General features: G+C 42.8%; 14 protein-coding genes. 9 read left to right on the forward strand and 5 right to left on the reverse strand.

Annotation, left to right across the window (positions count from 1 at the left end):
- Nucleotide 1 precedes the first annotated feature (1 nt).
- The 8 genes from IEX80_RS04520 (at nucleotide 2) to IEX80_RS04555 (ending at nucleotide 8,864) form a co-directional block, all read left to right on the forward strand.
- A complete protein-coding gene (locus tag IEX80_RS04520) occupies nucleotides 2-928 on the forward strand; it encodes a sterol desaturase family protein (RefSeq protein ID WP_188832065.1) in 927 nt (308 codons plus the stop codon).
- 42 nt (nucleotides 929-970) lie between these two features.
- On the forward strand, nucleotides 971-1,843 hold the full coding sequence (locus IEX80_RS04525) for a PH domain-containing protein (RefSeq protein ID WP_188832066.1): 873 nt from the start codon (nucleotides 971-973) through the stop codon (nucleotides 1,841-1,843).
- 247 nt (nucleotides 1,844-2,090) lie between these two features.
- Nucleotides 2,091-2,999 (forward strand): prephenate dehydratase, encoded by a 909-nt coding sequence (locus IEX80_RS04530; protein ID WP_188832067.1) that lies wholly within the window; start codon nucleotides 2,091-2,093, stop codon nucleotides 2,997-2,999.
- A gap of 90 nt (nucleotides 3,000-3,089) precedes the next feature.
- Nucleotides 3,090-4,220, forward strand: a complete 1,131-nt coding sequence (locus tag IEX80_RS04535; RefSeq protein ID WP_090525833.1) for a chorismate mutase — start codon at nucleotides 3,090-3,092, stop codon at nucleotides 4,218-4,220.
- A gap of 8 nt (nucleotides 4,221-4,228) precedes the next feature.
- Nucleotides 4,229-5,545: a 3-phosphoshikimate 1-carboxyvinyltransferase gene (gene aroA / locus IEX80_RS04540; protein WP_188832068.1), complete on the forward strand. Its 1,317-nt coding sequence runs from the start codon at nucleotides 4,229-4,231 to the stop codon at nucleotides 5,543-5,545.
- Between the two features lie 206 nt (nucleotides 5,546-5,751).
- Nucleotides 5,752-6,846 (forward strand): chorismate synthase, encoded by a 1,095-nt coding sequence (gene aroC, locus IEX80_RS04545; protein WP_176629043.1) that lies wholly within the window; start codon nucleotides 5,752-5,754, stop codon nucleotides 6,844-6,846.
- 149 nt (nucleotides 6,847-6,995) lie between these two features.
- On the forward strand, nucleotides 6,996-8,228 hold the full coding sequence (locus tag IEX80_RS04550) for an MFS transporter (protein ID WP_176629044.1): 1,233 nt from the start codon (nucleotides 6,996-6,998) through the stop codon (nucleotides 8,226-8,228).
- Between the two features lie 9 nt (nucleotides 8,229-8,237).
- Complete coding sequence (locus tag IEX80_RS04555) at nucleotides 8,238-8,864, forward strand: HAD family hydrolase (protein ID WP_176629045.1); 627 nt, start codon at nucleotides 8,238-8,240, stop codon at nucleotides 8,862-8,864.
- Here IEX80_RS04555 and IEX80_RS04560 read toward each other — a convergent pair.
- Entirely contained in the window at nucleotides 8,851-9,366 is a 516-nt protein-coding gene (locus IEX80_RS04560; protein ID WP_090525838.1) for a DinB family protein, read from the reverse strand. The genes IEX80_RS04555 and IEX80_RS04560 overlap by 14 nt on opposite strands.
- Nucleotides 9,366-10,376, reverse strand: a complete 1,011-nt coding sequence (locus IEX80_RS04565) for a glycosyl hydrolase (RefSeq protein WP_090525839.1) — start codon at nucleotides 10,374-10,376, stop codon at nucleotides 9,366-9,368. Before IEX80_RS04565 ends, IEX80_RS04560 begins: the two co-directional genes overlap by 1 nt.
- A gap of 225 nt (nucleotides 10,377-10,601) precedes the next feature.
- Between IEX80_RS04565 and IEX80_RS04570 the strand changes: the two genes are divergently transcribed.
- A complete protein-coding gene (locus IEX80_RS04570; RefSeq protein WP_229701510.1) occupies nucleotides 10,602-12,044 on the forward strand; it encodes a L,D-transpeptidase scaffold domain-containing protein in 1,443 nt (480 codons plus the stop codon).
- A 65-nt stretch (nucleotides 12,045-12,109) separates the two neighbouring features.
- Here IEX80_RS04570 and IEX80_RS04575 read toward each other — a convergent pair whose 3' ends face one another.
- From IEX80_RS04575 to IEX80_RS04585, 3 genes are all read right to left on the reverse strand, one after another.
- Entirely contained in the window at nucleotides 12,110-12,901 is a 792-nt protein-coding gene (locus IEX80_RS04575; protein WP_090525841.1) for a murein L,D-transpeptidase catalytic domain family protein, read from the reverse strand.
- A 224-nt stretch (nucleotides 12,902-13,125) separates the two neighbouring features.
- Nucleotides 13,126-13,704, reverse strand: coding sequence for a nitroreductase family protein (locus tag IEX80_RS04580; protein ID WP_090525842.1), 579 nt, complete (start codon nucleotides 13,702-13,704; stop codon nucleotides 13,126-13,128).
- 68 nt (nucleotides 13,705-13,772) lie between these two features.
- Nucleotides 13,773-16,208, reverse strand: coding sequence for an alpha-ketoacid dehydrogenase subunit alpha/beta (locus tag IEX80_RS04585; protein WP_090525843.1), 2,436 nt, complete (start codon nucleotides 16,206-16,208; stop codon nucleotides 13,773-13,775).
- Between the last annotated feature and the right edge of the window lie 16 nt (nucleotides 16,209-16,224).

Genomic DNA, 16,224 nt, shown 5'->3' on the forward strand with positions numbered 1-16,224 from the left:
CATGCTTCAGCATTTAGATCCGCGAAATCAGGCGGCCCTTGTTTTAATGGGCTTATTGGTTGTTTTAACGCTTGTTGAAATGGCTCTAAGCTATTGGGAAGATCGCAAGTACTATCAAACCCGCGATACGTTAACCAATATTTATCTTACTTCGCTGGCCGTTATTACTAATCTCTGCGTTAAGGTATTTACCTTTTTTATACTTGATTATACCTACCAGCATTACAGGCTTTTTCAAATTCAGAATGTTTTTTGGTACTGGTTTGTGTTGGTTGTTGTACAGGACTTTTTATACTGGGTACTGCATTATACGGGGCATTACTGCCGTATGTTTTGGGCAATGCATGTTACCCATCATTCGTCCGAGCATTTTAACTTCACCACGGGCTTTCGGTCAACAGTATTTGAACCGCTTTACCGGGTATTCTTTTACCTCCCGCTTGCTTTAATGGGCTTTACCGCTTTAGATATCCTGTACGCATACCTTATTACCCAGCTTTATGGCAATCTGGTGCATACGCAGTACAAAATTCCCTTGCCAAAATGGTATGGGTGGATTTTTGTAACGCCCGCGCATCACCGCGTTCACCATGCTTCAAACATCCCTTATCTTGACAAAAATATGGGAATGGTGCTTATCATCTGGGATAGGCTATTCGGCACTTTCCGTGATGAAGATTTGCCCGAGCCTGTTAAATATGGCCTGACCAAACAACCGGAAGATATGGGACCGGTAAACGTTTTGTTCCATGAATGGAAAGCCCTGCTGCATGATGTAAAAAATGCCCCCGATCTTAAATCAAAAATCGGCTATTTCCTAAATCCACCGGGCTGGAGCCATGACGGCAGTACACAAACTGCGCGTGTGCTGCAACGTGAATATAAGGCAATGGAAGAGGCTCATAGAAAACACGAAACTGCCGCATAACAATATTATATTTGGCGTGACACTTTTGTGTCGCGCTAAACCATGTTACAATTAATATCCAAACTCCAGCACAACACTTACGAAAAAAGCGAATATTCTGACGAGCAACTTCGTAATGTTGATGAGACTATCCAAGTCATTAAAGATTTCCCGTGGGACGCAGAGCGGGCATTAACTGATATCCAGTTAACCGGGCCATCGGTAGTTATTCAAGATAATAACCTGAACTACCTCAAGCTTGGCCTTTACTTTAATAGTAAATTCTGCGTTTATTATCTTGATAACGGCGATCATCTATATGAATATCATGCCTCCACCATTGATAAGGCTTGCGATCTGGTAAAAGACTTTTTTGAGCAGACACTCAATCTGAGTTCATTTGAAAAACACTTCTTTAATATCGGGAATCAACCACATTTCATAACCAGTGACTTTATCTATAGAGTTAACCCGGCGAGAATATTTGTTCTTGCAGCTTTTTTCTCAATATATCTATTATTTGCCATTTCAGTATTTTGTGCAAGCGTACTTCATATTGGCGGCGGTTCGTATCCGATAGTGCTTCTTTTAATAATTCTTGGACTGGGGATATTTATTGGCAGTATATCCTCTGTAGCCATAAAAGGCCGTAATCAGTATTTGCGAATATCACGTGGCAACCACATATTCTATTACGGGATTGACGAAAAACACATTAAGGAGTACAATAAAGCCGATGTAGCAGAACTTGCTCATAGAACAGCGACGAGCGACCGGAATATGGGTAACGTACAAATCAGGTTCAAAAACGGAGAATTTATACAACCTAAAATGTTAATCCATGATATGGATCTTATTCAGAAGTTTCCGGAAAATTTGGGAATAAAGATAATCTATCCCCAAAATTCTCTCTTCAAACGCTCCCAAAGCGCCTAACACAGAATTTAATTTGGTTGATCTATTATTTTTTACAAAAAATAAAATTTTCTATTGACAAACTCTTTTTTTACCGTACATTTACGTCGTAATAAAAAACAGCAAATGAAATTAACAGGTGCATACTTCTTTGGCTACTACTTTTACTTTACCAGTGAGAGCCGGGACTAATATGTACAAAACAAACATATAAAGAAACTAAAAAGTCCCGGCCTACCAGCCGGGACTTTTTGCTTTAAGCAGGTTTATGAAAATAGAACAACCAAAAGTCGCAATTCAGGGTATCCGGGCCTCTTTTCACGAAGAAGCTGCATTGAAATACTTCGGCGAAAACACCGAGACCATTGAATGCAACTCTTTCAAACAAACATTTGAGAGTTTAAAGAACCGTGAGGCCGATTATGTGGTAATGGCTATCGAAAACAGCATCGCCGGCAGCATCCTGCCAAATTATACCTTGCTGCTTGATTATGGCTTCCCAGTAGTTGGTGAAATTTACCTGCCCATCCAGCTGCACCTGATGGCTTTACCGGGAGTAAAATTCGAGGATATTAAATACGTAACCTCCCACCCTATTGCCTTACGCCAGTGTGTTGATTTTTTTGACGAATATCCGCACCTTAAAATTGTGGAGAGCAGTGATACCGCGGCCTGTGCTAAACGCATCAGGGATGAGCAGCTAACAGATACGGTTGCTATTGCAAACTCTTTAGCCGCTAAGCTTTACGGCCTGGATGTTTTGGAACGTCGCATCGAATCGAACAAAAGAAACTTTACCCGTTTTTTGATCCTAACCCATCATGATAATATTGAAAAGAAACCGGCTAACAAGGCTTCTTTGTGCTTCCAGGTAAGTAACAAAGTTGGTGCATTAGCTAAAGTGCTTAATATTTTCGCCGAAGAAGGCGTAAATATGAGCAAAATTCAGTCGATGCCGATTTTAGGCAAGCGCAACGAATACAATTTTTATGTAGATATAGAATGGGAGGAACAAAAACAATATGACGCTTCCATAAGGCAGATCCTTAAGTATACCCATAACTTCAATATCCTTGGCGAGTACGAAAGGCACGATGATGAGCATGCGGTGAGCCCAAAACCTCGCCGGGCCGAACGGAGTATCCGCAAGTATATCAATATCAGGCGTAATGCATAATAAAGACAATTGGCAACAGAACCCAAAAAACTAACATAATTTAAATTATCAACTAACATTCCCGGCTACCACCGGACAAACAAAAAAACGATGAAACTAAATTTAAACATACAGCCGCTTAACACCTGGATTAAAACAGGTAAGGAACCTCTGGTTATTTCAGGCCCTTGCAGCGCTGAAACAGAAGAACAATTAGTAGCCACAGCTCATTTATTAGCCCAAACAGGTAAAATCTCAGCTTTGCGTGCAGGTATTTGGAAACCACGTACCCGTCCGGGTGAGTTTGAAGGTATTGGCAGCATTGGTTTGGAGTGGTTAAAACGTGCCAAAGAAGAAACAGGCTTACCAACAGCTGTTGAGGTTGCTACTGCAAAACACGTTGAAGAAGCTTTAAAAGCGGGTGTTGATATCCTTTGGGTAGGCGCACGTTCAACCGCTAACCCTTTCACCGTTCAGGAAATTGCTGATGCTTTAAAAGGTGTTGATGTGCCTGTAATGGTTAAAAACCCGGTAAACCCTGATCTTTCATTATGGGTTGGCGCTTTAGAGCGGATCAACAACGCAGGTATTACCAAATTAGCTGCAATTCACCGTGGTTTCTCATCTTACGAAAAATCAGCTTTCCGTAACGAACCAATGTGGGATGTTGCTATCGCCTTAAAAACCCTGGCTCCTGAGTTACCTCTTATTAATGACCCAAGCCATATTTCGGGTAACCGCGATCTGATCGGTTATGTTTCACAAAAAGCTTTGGATCTTGATATGCAAGGCTTAATGATCGAATCACATATCGATCCAAGCGTAGCCTGGACAGATGCTAAACAACAGGTTACCCCTGCTGCTCTTGCCGATATCATTGACCACTTAACTTTGCGTAAAGCGGAAGTTAGAAATTCTGAAGTAAATGATAAGCTGGCCGAGCTACGTAACCAAATCGACAAGATTGATGACCTGGTGATCCAGAAAATTGCTGAGCGTATGCAGATTGCTGAGAAAATCGGTCAGTACAAAAAAGATAATAACATTACCATTTTACAAGTTGGCCGTTGGGATGAAATCCTTCAAAAACGTACAACTTACGGTAAAGCATTAAAATTAAGCGCCGAGTTTACTGAAAAATTGCTTGAACTGGTTCACAACGAATCTATTCGCAGGCAAACAGAAGTAATGAACGCCGACGCCGCTCAGGGCCAGGCAGCAGAAAAACTTACACACGCCTAATATTTTAAATGATGCATAACATCATTCTGAAAAGAAACAACAAGTTCATTAACGGCACGGTTAACCTCACCGGTTCAAAAAGTGAGTGTAACCGCGCCCTGATCATCGAAGCGTTAAGCAAAGGTAAAGTAAGGGTTGAAAACGTATCTGACGCCGCTGACGCTGTTTTACTGGCAGGTATTTTAAGGGAGAACCAGGACTCAAGAACTAAGAGCCAGGAGGTTCCGGCAGGAAACGCTTCTCCCGATAATTACGAAATTGAAAATTGCAGATCCGAAATCGTAGACATCGGTCCGGCGGGTACGGCTATGCGCTTTTTGACGGCTTACTACGCCATACAGGAAGATGAAGTGATCTTAACTGGTAGTAAACGCATGAAGGAACGGCCAATAGGTATCTTAGTTGATGCATTGAGGACCTTGGGTGCCAATATTGATTATGAAGAGAATGATGGCTATCCTCCTGTCAAATTAAAAGGAGGTTTTAAGCAGCAAACCAATAAGATCAGTATAAAGGGGAATATCAGTAGCCAATATATTACAGCATTGCTACTCATAGCAGCTCAGTTGCCTTTAGGCTTGGACTTGCATATAGAAGGCGAATTAACGTCGCGCCCGTATGTTGAAATGACTTTGACTATGCTTGAAACTTCTGGCATCAAGCACGCATGGAAAGATAATGTTATCACAATTGCAAACCAGGAATTTACAACGACATCACTGTACGTTGAACCGGACTGGAGCGCTGCTTCCTACTGGTACGCTATTGCTGCTCTTGCAGATGAGGCTGAACTGTTTTTAACAGGACTTACCCCTTACAGTTTGCAGGGTGATAGTGTGATCACCGAGATCATGGCTAACTTTGGTATTACTTCGCAGTTCAGGGATGGTGGCGTTCATTTGAAGAAAGAGAACAAACCTATCTCCCGCCGCGAATTTGACCTGAAAGAATGCCCCGATCTGGCACAAACAGTAATTGTTGTTTGCGCCGCGCTTAATCATGAAGCATCTTTTACCGGCCTTGAAACTTTAAAGATCAAAGAAACCGACCGCATCCTGGCCCTGCAAACAGAGCTTGGCAAAATGGGTGTTAAGCTGATTGAAAAAGATGAAGTTTACACGCTTGATTGCAGCGACAAATTTATCCCTGATAGTATCTTCATCAATACTTATCATGACCACAGAATGGCAATGGCCTTCACGCCGCTGGCCCTCATTCTTCCGCAAATGGAATTTGAGAACGGTCCGGTGGTTGATAAATCATATCCCGCTTTCTGGAATGACCTGGAAAAGCAAGGGTTTGAAGTGGTAGAGAAGGAAGCTTAAAGCTGAAGGCAAAAAGCCTAAAGCAAAAAACATACAAAAAATGCGTCACTACGGGGTACGAAGTAATCCCAGGCGAGGTTAAGACTTACGAAGTTTTGAAAACTTCGTAAGTCTCGATTTTACAATTACAGTTATAAAACAACCAATTAAAGATATTCAGATAGGATTTTCTCCTGTCTCCTATCTAACATCTCATATCTAAAACTATGGCAGGCAATTCATTCGGGCAATTATTCAGGATAACCACTTTTGGCGAATCACATGGCGAAGCCATAGGCGTAATTATTGACGGATGCCCGGCCGGCTTACAAGTTGATCTTGATTATATCCAGGGCGAACTGGATAAACGTAAGCCTGGCCAGTCAAAGATCACTACCCAACGTAAAGAAAGCGACACGGTAAAAATCCTTTCGGGTGTATTTGAAGATAAAACTACGGGCACCCCTATTGCTATGCTGATCCCCAATGAAGACCAGCGTTCAAAAGATTACAGCCACAACGTGGATGTATATCGTCCGTCGCATGCCGATTATACTTATCAAACTAAATATGGTATCCGTGACCATCGCGGCGGCGGCCGCTCATCTGCCCGCGAAACCGCAGCCCGCGTTGCTGCAGGCGCTTTGGCCAAACTGTTGCTTAAAACACAGGGCATTGAAATTGTTGCCCATGTGAGCAGCGTAGGTAAAATCAATGCACCAAATGTATTTATTAACGATCCGCTTGAGTTTATTGAGGAGCGCGAAAAAAATATTGTACGCTGCGCCGACCCGGCCACTGCGGAAGAGATGATCGAATTTATTGACAGCGTACGTAAGGATGGCGATACCGTTGGCGGCAAGATCAGCTGCTATGTAAAAAACTGCCCGGTTGGCCTTGGCGACCCTGTGTTTGATAAACTGCATGCCGATTTAGGCAAAGCGATGCTAAGCATCAACGCTGTTCATGGCTTTGAGTTTGGCTCGGGCTTTGAAGGCAGCGAAATGCGTGGGTCTGAGCATAACGATATCTTTGTAAAATCGCACCTGGGTGATATACAAACCATTACCAATTTCTCGGGCGGGATCCAGGGAGGCATCAGCAATGGTATGCCTATCGAATTTAAGATAGCCTTTAAACCCGTAGCCACCATCATGAAAAACCAGGCAACCATCGACAGCCAGGGCAATGCTGCTGAAATATCGGGCAAAGGCCGTCACGATCCTTGTGTGGTTCCGCGCGCCGTACCTATTGTTGAAGCCATGGCTGCTCTCGTATTGGCTGATCATTGGCTCAGGAACAGAAACGCTAAGTTAAGCTGAAAGCATTTTTTTAGCTCAAAGCAAAAGGCCGAAAGCTTAAAGCGTTCTACTGAAAAGCTTTGAGTTTTCGGCTTATTATTTATCATATTTTCTTTGCTTTGGGCTTTCTGCTTTAAGCTTTCCGCTCAATAACCTACCTTTATAAAGTCATGCTTATCTCAATTATCCAATTATACAAACAAGCCTATAGCGGACTTTCAAAAAACAGCTGGTACCTGAGCATCGTAATGCTCATTAACCGTAGCGGTACCATGGTTGTACCTTTCATGACCATTTATACCATCAGGCAGCTGCATTTTACCATTGAGCAATCAGGATACATCATGGCCATTTTTGGTGTGGGCGCAGTGTCCGGCGGTTTTATTGGCGGTAAGCTGATTAATAAGATAGGGTTTTATGATTTGCAGGTTGGCGCATTGCTTACGGGCGGTTTGCTATTCCTGGTACTGGGCTATCAAACAAGTTTCATCAGCATGGCTATTTTTACATTGGTTTTGAGCATTTGCAATGAATCATTCCGACCCGCAAACTCAACTGCTATAGCGCACTACAGTACTGGAGAAAACAAAACGCGCTCCTACTCGCTTAACCGGTTAGCTACAAACTTAGGCTGGGCCTTTGGCGGCGGTTTAGGGGGATTATTGGCGTCTATAAATTATCATTTACTTTTTTGGGTAGATGGTTGTACCAATATCGCAGCAGGTATACTATTGCTCACTTTGATGCCCCGTTCAAAAGTGGCAAAAACAATCAAAGAAGCAGTGGCCGGTTTTGATGAAGTGGTTTCATCGGCTTATAAAGATGGTGTTTACCTGCTGTTTATCTTATTGGCAACCCTGTTCGCAACTTGCTTTTTCCAGTTCTTTATTATGCAGCCTGTATTTTATAAAATACAATGGCATTTTAACGAGCGTTTTATCGGTTTCCTGCTGGCGCTAAACGGGATACTTATCGTTTTGATTGAAATGATATTGATTAACTGGCTTGAAGGCAAACGCCATGCGCTAACTTATATTATCTCGGGTATCCTGGTTACCGGGGCTGGTTTTGTTTTGCTTAATCTGATGCCGCATGTGCCTTTGGTAGCCATATTAATTGTCTGCATGATAACTTTGGGTGAAATGCTTTCCATGCCATTTATGAACACGTTTTGGATAAGCCGTTCAAATGTACGCAACCGAGGTGAGTATGCTGCATTATACAGCATGTCATGGGCCGGCGCACAAATCATTGCTCCATTTTTGGGCAGCCAGGTTATCGCCTACGGAGGGTTTGAGCTTTTGTGGTGGCTACTTGGCGGTGTCTGCCTGATTGTGGCCTGCGGCTATTTGATCATGAAACGTTCAATACATACCACTAAACGTGTGCCTGTTTTACCTTAATTTGCTATCATGAAAAAAGCCATCATATTGGATCTTGATAATACCATATACCCTGTAAGTTCCATTGCCGATCATTTGTTTAATGAACTGTTCAACTTTCTTGATCAGCATATTACCGGCGAGGGTATCGAGCATATCAATAAAGCAAAGGAGGATTTAAAGAAGGTTCCCTATCAGAAGGTGGCAGACAAATACCAATTCAGCGATCTCATTAAAAACAAAGGGCTCGAACTATTAAATAATATTGAGTACAACCGGCCGATGCAGCCTTTTGATGATTATAAGCATATCCGCGAAACTAAGATCACCAAGTTTTTGGTTACCACGGGCTTTACCAAACTGCAATGGAGCAAAGTTAAAATGCTGAACATTGAAGCAGATTTTGAAGCCATCCACATTGTTGACCCTGAACTTTCGCCCCTTACCAAGAAAGATATTTTCGCGTTGATCTTGGAGAAATATGATTACAAACCCGAAGATGTACTCGTTATTGGTGACGATCCCGAATCTGAAATAAAAGCAGCAAGCGATTTGGGTATCGATACTTTTCTATACGATCCCGAAAATAAACATCCAAACGCCCGGGTAACCTATCGCTCACAAAATCTTAAGGATGCGGCCGCTATTGTTGCTTAAGCACCTTTACAGTAACCAAAAGCTGCCCAAGATGGCGCATGGTATGTTCGGCAGAATGCGTATACAAGCCGATAACTGTTGATGGTAATTGCCCCCGGCCTACTCCTCGCCATTCGGTTAATATGGTCTCGTCGGTAGCTTTGAGTTTATCGATAGCGTTATCAACCTCGGTATTAAACGCTTTTATTAAATCAACAACGGTAATTTCATATTCACCAGGTTCACCTTCGGCTGCAAGATAATTTAGTTGTGCCGCACTAAGCCCTTCACCTTTTGCATAGGTAAAAAGCCGATTGAGTACCCCGGTGAGGTGTTGCAAATGAAAAGCCGGCGATGCCACGCCGGCAAGCTTTTCCCACAGCAGCTTTTCCGGAAAATCGGCCATCAATTCATTAAGTTCTTCCCTTGCCTGTAAAAGCGCGTGTGCAACAGGTTGAAGCAAGGCCGGCACATCATCCAGCGGGCCGCGGAGCCAAACTTCAGGTAGTTTTTGAGTAGACATTAGTTTTTATTTAGCATTGTTTTCACCTGTTCGTGATTCAACGTTTGGGGTAAGCCATATATGGTTCTTACCCGTTCATGTGTATTATCAGTCCACAGCCAGCTTGTCCATACCATAAACCAGGCCCATTCGGGTTGGGCTGCCAGAATTTCGGGTTTTGGCAGTTCGCCGGTTTCCGTCAGCGCAATGATCTTGCCATTGGCAACCTTAAGCAAATCGCTATAATCCCGTTGTTCATAATCGAAATGATAGATATCAGCACCTAAAATATCCACATAATCAGCACCGGGATAAAAGTCTTTATAGTCATACGCTTCATCTAATGGCAGGTCGCGCAAACCGTTAGGCCCCCATACCCAAATCAGGTTATTTAAATGATGATAATTGGTATAATGATCATACATCATTTTCCAAAGTTTAATGATGCCGTCATTACCTTTTTTGTTTCCCCACCAAAACCATACGCCGTTCATTTCATGGTAAGGCCGCCATAAAACAGGCACATGGGCATCTCTTAGCTGTTTCAGGTAACCGGCTACCACATCAATCTGGGCAAGCCATTTCTTATTTAAATCTGTATTAGGGGTTGTCAGTTCTTTCCATTGCGCATCAGTCAACTTTCCCTGGATACTTTGTTTCCAATCGTAGGGAGGATTATCAATCGGCCGGCCCTGGTGCCACATGAGTGTTACGAGGTAACCATCCTGCCATTTTTGTTTTGCTTCATTAACCAAATCCTGCCCCAGGTCCTTATCGCCCCAAAGCATAAAATCCGAACCCCACACAGCGGGATAATGTCCTGTAATGGCTTTAGCACTGTCTGAAAAAACGTCACGGTCACTGTTATAATTTTGTTGCCCCGACAAAATATGTTTGCCTTTTATACTATAAAGGAAAGCAAGCAATTTATTTACCTCAGGCGATGCTTCTTTATTTACTGGTTTAAAACTTTGTGCTAATGCCATGAAAGGCAATGATATGATTAAAGTAAGCGGGAGTAGTTTTTTCATTTTAATTAAACAGGCTATTCGGCTTAAAGGCGATAACGGGCTTTGTTCAAAAATAAATAAAAAGTACGGCCGTTTATGGTATGGCTATTGCTATTCATAAGCAATATTTAACTATCTTTCGTCTATATGATACCTATTCCCTTTAGGAAACACTTTATCCCGATTATACTTTCCACGTGTTTGGTTTTGCCTGCTGTATTACAAAGCTGCAAGAAAAAGCATGAAATGATTGCTGAAGATATGTTCAGGATCACACAAAATGAAATTTTCAAAAAGGCCGATACTGAAGGATACATCCCCGTTTTTAAAAGAGTATTCACAAAATACCGGTCTAAGACTGCCAATCCGCTGGTTATCGAATCATTTTTCAAAAAGAATGAATACCAGCCACTTTTAGTTATAAACCATTTAAACAATGGCGATCTCGAAGCTTTACCAGAGTATCTTGATAAGATCAATGAACACGGCCTCGATCCAACTGTGTATCCATCGGCAGAGATCAAAGCACTTGTAGCCAAACTCAAAGACAAAAAGGCTATAAAAACAATTGATGAAGCCTATGAAACTGTTGCCAAGCTTGAGGTGTTAACAGCGGGCGCTTTGATAAAATACTCCAATGCGCTGCAGTACGGGGTGATCAATCCTAAAAAGATCTACTCAAGATATTTTATGGCCACCCGTCGACCTGATAGCACAACGATGCTTGCCACTTTAAACCGGGCAGATTTTAAAGCATTCCTTGACAGTATCCAACCCAAAAGCCCTCAATATTTAGCGTTACAAAAAGCATACAGGGACAGTGCAACTATAGAAGGCCTTTCCCGCGAGGAGAGCAAACGCTACTTATTGGTGAGCCTGGAGCGGCTGCGTTGGAGAAATAAACCTTTCGAACCCAAATATGTGATTGTAAATATCCCCGATTTCAGGCTCGACGTTATCGAAGATGGCAAATCGGTTTTAAATATGAAAGTTTGTGTAGGCCAGGGACGAAACATGAAAAACCAAAACACGCTTGAACATTTTGATGATACAGCGAGGGCCGATAAACCTTTTCCCCGGGAAACGCCGATACTGAACAGCCTGATCCATAGCGTTGAGGTAAATCCTATTTGGAATATTCCCCGCAGTATTGCAACAAAAGAGATCATTGTTGAGGCTGCCGACGACCGTTACTACCTCTCCAATAAAAACATAGATGTTTTTAAGGACGGTAAAAAGATTGAAGATCCGGAAACTATCGACTGGTCGCAGGTTACGCCCGACAATCTGGAATACGAGTTTAAACAACGCCCCGGAGAAGACAACTCGCTGGGTAAAATAAAGTTTCTGTTTAAAAACCGCAGCAGTGTTTACCTTCACGATACACCTAATAAAGAAGCATTCAGGCATACTATGCGTGCAGTAAGTCACGGCTGTGTACGATTAGGTGATCCGCTTGGCCTGGCACAAAACCTGTTTGGAGAAGGCGCCGCCCTCGACACCATTTCGAAAGATATGGTTGAAGATAAACCGAACCCAACCAATATAGGCTTGCCAAAGAAAACGCCTATTTACATCACGTATGTAACCTGCTGGGCAGATGACAATGGCATCATCCAATACCGCCCGGATGTTTATGGCTTAGATATAGTGCTTTATTCACACCTGCAAAGCTTTTTGGCCAAATAAAAAAAGAGCCCGGCAAACTTTTGAGTAAGCCGGGCTTCATGATTTGGTTTATAGTTGGGTTGGATTTAAAACTTTGTAAAATTGAATGACGTATCAGCGCTTGCCATTAAGTTAAGCGGCCCCGTTTCATCCAGGTATTTTGAATAGTACGACTCATCGTTTCCATTAATAAATAAAACGGTTTTGCCGGCAATAGTATTGATAACTTTATTAACCACTTTTGGCGATACCGCGGGGCAGCCAAAGCTTCTGCCGATATATCCCTGCTCATTAATAGCAGCCGGTCCAACATAATTAGCGCCATGTACAACAATGCTGCGCATACGGGCATTGCCGTTAAACCCTTCGTCCATACCGTCAAGGTATAACGAGCGACCATGTTTACCATTATACACTTTATCGGTTACATAAAAGCCGAGACTGCTTTCATGTGAATCGTTCGCATCCGAAAAATGACTTGCCATTTCCTGCCCGCTGCCTGATCCATGTGCAACCCATGTATTGAGCACCAACTGTTTGTTCAACAAATTTATAATCCACATACGCTTTTCACGGCTTGATTTGCTAAAATCAACCACCGTGAGCACGTCGCTGCTTTGAGGTACCTGGTGCGAAAGCTTCAGATTGGTATAGCCTGTTACAGCTTTTTCAAACACATTAAAAGCTAAACCGGCCTCTTTAAGGCGCGCTGCCTCATATAAATTATTAACGTATTGCTCAAATAGTTCTTTAGTTGTAAACGTTGCATTTTCTTTCCTTACGCTCACTGATCTGTTTGCACCATCCGATTTCCAGCTTAAAATTGTTGCTGAAAGGAAAAAAATCGACATAGTGACCCACAAAAAATGTTTCCTCATACGCTTTCCTGAGTTTAATTTAATTTAAAATAATTAGGGTATAGTAACAGGTTTTGGACGGTTTGTTAACCTGGTATTAACAGGTAAACACAAAAATATACTTTAAAACCTAAAATCCAAATTAGTAAACCAATATTTTTTTTACTTAAATGAAAATAAGTTTAAAGATAAGCAATATTTTAGACTGTTATACGGAGCAAAAAAAGGAAAGGTTATGGTTAATTTTACTTAACCCATTTAATTTTATTTTCAAGCGGAATAGTACGTTTACCTTCGGGATACAGGTCGGCATAACCAAGATATAATACGCCCATTACATTATCTTCATCCCGCAAATTCAAAAATTCTTTAAAAGCGGGCTTCAGGATAGCACCGCCGGTACTCCAGAAGGAGGCCATATTTAAGGCGGTTGCACCTAAAAGGATATTCTGAATAGCGCTCGACACAGCTGCAACTTCCTCGAATGGCGGTATTTTAGGCAAATCGCCGCGCTGCATTACCGTAATGATTACATGCGAAACTTTGCTGCCGAGGGTTTTCAGGTTATTGTATGCAGCCTCATTAAATTCTTCGGCAGATACACTCTGTTTATAAACTTCGGCATGTTCGGCACAAAACTGATCGGGATTTTCATAAACAATAAAGCGCCAGGGTTCGGTAAAACCATGGGTTGGTGCCCAATCGGCAAGCTCCAGCAGGGCGGCTATATGACCGTTTGGTGCCTTATGACCATTCATCATGGCTGGTTTTACGGTACGGCGGGTTTTGATATTCTCGGCAACGGTTAAAAAAGTATTGTCCATTTCAGATAAAAAGGGTTGTTGAAATCAGGATTATGAATCACTGATCTCAACAACCTGTAATTATGTTATTAATAAATAGCAGGATATTTCGATGGATTAGCCTCGTTCATCATAGCGTAAACAATTTCAACAACATCATCAACAGAAGGCTTGCTGAAGTAGTCTCCGTCCGAACCATAAGGTGGCCTATGTTCTTTTGCGGTAAGCGTTTTTGGCTGGGCATCAAGCGCATAATAGCCATTTTGGCCTTCCATTATTTTTTGCAGAATATAAGCTGAGCCAGCACCCGGTAAGTCCTCGTCAACAACAAGCAACTTGCTGGTTTTCTTTAACGAAACACCACAAACACCCTCTGTATCAAAAGGGTATAAAGTTTGCGGATCGATAATTTCAATATTGATACCCATTTCTGCGAGCTCTTCCGACGCTTCCTGTACAATGCGTAGCGTTGAACCATAAGATACAACGGTAATATCGCTGCCTTCGCGCAAAACTTCGGCTTTACCAAGCGGTACAGTAAATTCGCCGACATTGGCGGGTAATTTTTCTTTTAAGCGATAGCCGTTCAGGCATTCTATTACCAGCGCAGGTTCGTCGCCCCTTAACAGCGTATTATACATACCTGCTGCCTGGGTCATGTTACGGGGCACACAAATATGAAAGCCGCGCATCGACCCTAAAATAACACTCATTGGCGAACCTGAATGCCAGATCCCTTCTAAACGATGGCCCCGGGTACGGATAATAAGCGGAGCTTTTTGCCCGCCCATAGTACGGTAACTTAAACTTGCTATATCATCACTGATGATGGTTATGGCATAGATCAGGTAGTCAAGGTACTGGATTTCTGCTATTGGCCTTAGGCCGCGCATAGCAAGGCCCATACCCTGCCCTATGATACTTGTTTCGCGAATGCCCGTATCTGTAATGCGGATTTCGCCATATTTTGCCTGTAAACCAGCAAAGCCCTGGTTAACATCGCCTATCGCACCCAAATCTTCACCAAATGCAACGATGCTTTTATCGCGTGCAAAATTGGCGTCGAAAGCTGCATTCAATACTTCCCTTCCATCCATTAACCTGGCATCATCGCTATAAACAGCGGGCACAACAGGCACATACAGAGGCGATTCAGGAGTTCCGGTAAAAAGCTTTGAATTGTAACGTTCGGTATTTTTTGCTTTCTCAGCTTTTAACCATTCTGTTAAAAGCTGGCGTTCAACATTATTTTCGGTGGTAGTTAACCGTAATGTTTTGCGGATGGCCGAAAAAATTTCGCGACGCCCGGCATCAATACTGGAGCGCAAACCAGCTGATAATGCTGATATTACTTCTTTTTTACCCGGCACTGTTTCGGCAAAGGCATCGATCAATGCTGCAGCTTCTTCTATTTCGCTTTTTATTACGACAGCCAATTCATTAGCCGCCTCACGTTGACATTCGCGTACATACCTTTTTGCTTCAGCTTCAAGCTCTTCCAGTTCTATTTCGGTCGAGATTGCCGATGTGATCATCCATTCGCGCATTTTTAACAAACAATCGTGCTCATCTTCCCAGGTAAGGCGTTCCCTGCTTTTATAGCGTTCATGTGAGCCCGAAGTTGAGTGTCCCTGTGGTTGGGTCATTTCGGTAACATGGATCAGCACAGGCACATGTTCCTCACGGCAAATATTAATGGCGCGCTCGTAAGTTTCACAAAGGGCAATATAATCCCAACCACGCACTTTAAAGATCTCGTAACCGTTGCTTCCGTTTTCGCGCTGAAAGCCTTTTAATATTTCAGAAATATCTTCTTTGGTAGTTTGCAGGTTCGCTGGCACAGAAATAGCATACGCGTCATCCCAAATAGAGATGGCCATAGGCACCTGTAGTACCCCCCCGGCATTGAAAGTTTCAAAAAACGAACCTTCGGATGTGGCGCCGTTACCAACGCTGCCAAAAGCAACTTCATTACCATTAACCGAAAATTGTTTCAGATAATCCAGCTCTTTATTTTGGCGATATAGCTTTGACGCGTAAGCTAAACCTAATAAGCGGGGAATTTGTCCGGCGGTGGTTGATATATCCGACGAACTGTTCATCGTTTCAGCCTGGTTAACCCAACTGCCATCAGTATTTACAAAACGTGTAGCGTAGTGGCAGTTCATTTGCCTGCCGCCAGAGGCCGGATCTTTTTCAATATCGGGGTTAGCATATAACTGGGCAAAAAACTCTTTCATATTGCTCATGCCCGTAGCAAACATAAAAGTTTGATCGCGGTAATAGCCCGCGCGCCAGTCGCCGGCGCGGAAAGCCTTGGCCATTGCCAATTGCGCAACCTCTTTACCGTCGCCGAAAATACCGAACTTTGCCTTGCCCGTTAGCACTTCCCTGCGGCCTATTAAACTGGCCTGACGGCTCTCATAACCAATGCGGTAATCATCAATAACAATCTTCTTGAAATCATCAAAACTGAGCTCGGCAGTATTAAATTTACTGGTAGCGCGTGTTGTAGTTTCAGGCATATAAAATTTTGTTTAG

Source organism: Mucilaginibacter rubeus (assembly GCF_014643835.1).
Lineage (GTDB): Bacteria > Bacteroidota > Bacteroidia > Sphingobacteriales > Sphingobacteriaceae > Mucilaginibacter > Mucilaginibacter rubeus.

Coding starts and splice junctions, on each gene's coding strand:
- IEX80_RS04520 (WP_188832065.1), top strand. CDS start 2: ATGCTTCAGCATTTAGATCCGCGAAATCAGGCGGCCCTTGTTTTAATG.
- IEX80_RS04525 (WP_188832066.1), top strand. CDS start 971: ATGTTACAATTAATATCCAAACTCCAGCACAACACTTACGAAAAAAGC.
- IEX80_RS04530 (WP_188832067.1), top strand. CDS start 2,091: ATGAAAATAGAACAACCAAAAGTCGCAATTCAGGGTATCCGGGCCTCT.
- IEX80_RS04535 (WP_090525833.1), top strand. CDS start 3,090: ATGAAACTAAATTTAAACATACAGCCGCTTAACACCTGGATTAAAACA.
- aroA (WP_188832068.1), top strand. CDS start 4,229: ATGATGCATAACATCATTCTGAAAAGAAACAACAAGTTCATTAACGGC.
- aroC (WP_176629043.1), top strand. CDS start 5,752: ATGGCAGGCAATTCATTCGGGCAATTATTCAGGATAACCACTTTTGGC.
- IEX80_RS04550 (WP_176629044.1), top strand. CDS start 6,996: ATGCTTATCTCAATTATCCAATTATACAAACAAGCCTATAGCGGACTT.
- IEX80_RS04555 (WP_176629045.1), top strand. CDS start 8,238: ATGAAAAAAGCCATCATATTGGATCTTGATAATACCATATACCCTGTA.
- IEX80_RS04560 (WP_090525838.1), bottom strand. CDS start 9,366: ATGTCTACTCAAAAACTACCTGAAGTTTGGCTCCGCGGCCCGCTGGAT.
- IEX80_RS04565 (WP_090525839.1), bottom strand. CDS start 10,376: ATGAAAAAACTACTCCCGCTTACTTTAATCATATCATTGCCTTTCATG.
- IEX80_RS04570 (WP_229701510.1), top strand. CDS start 10,602: ATGATTGCTGAAGATATGTTCAGGATCACACAAAATGAAATTTTCAAA.
- IEX80_RS04575 (WP_090525841.1), bottom strand. CDS start 12,901: ATGAGGAAACATTTTTTGTGGGTCACTATGTCGATTTTTTTCCTTTCA.
- IEX80_RS04580 (WP_090525842.1), bottom strand. CDS start 13,704: ATGGACAATACTTTTTTAACCGTTGCCGAGAATATCAAAACCCGCCGT.
- IEX80_RS04585 (WP_090525843.1), bottom strand. CDS start 16,208: ATGCCTGAAACTACAACACGCGCTACCAGTAAATTTAATACTGCCGAG.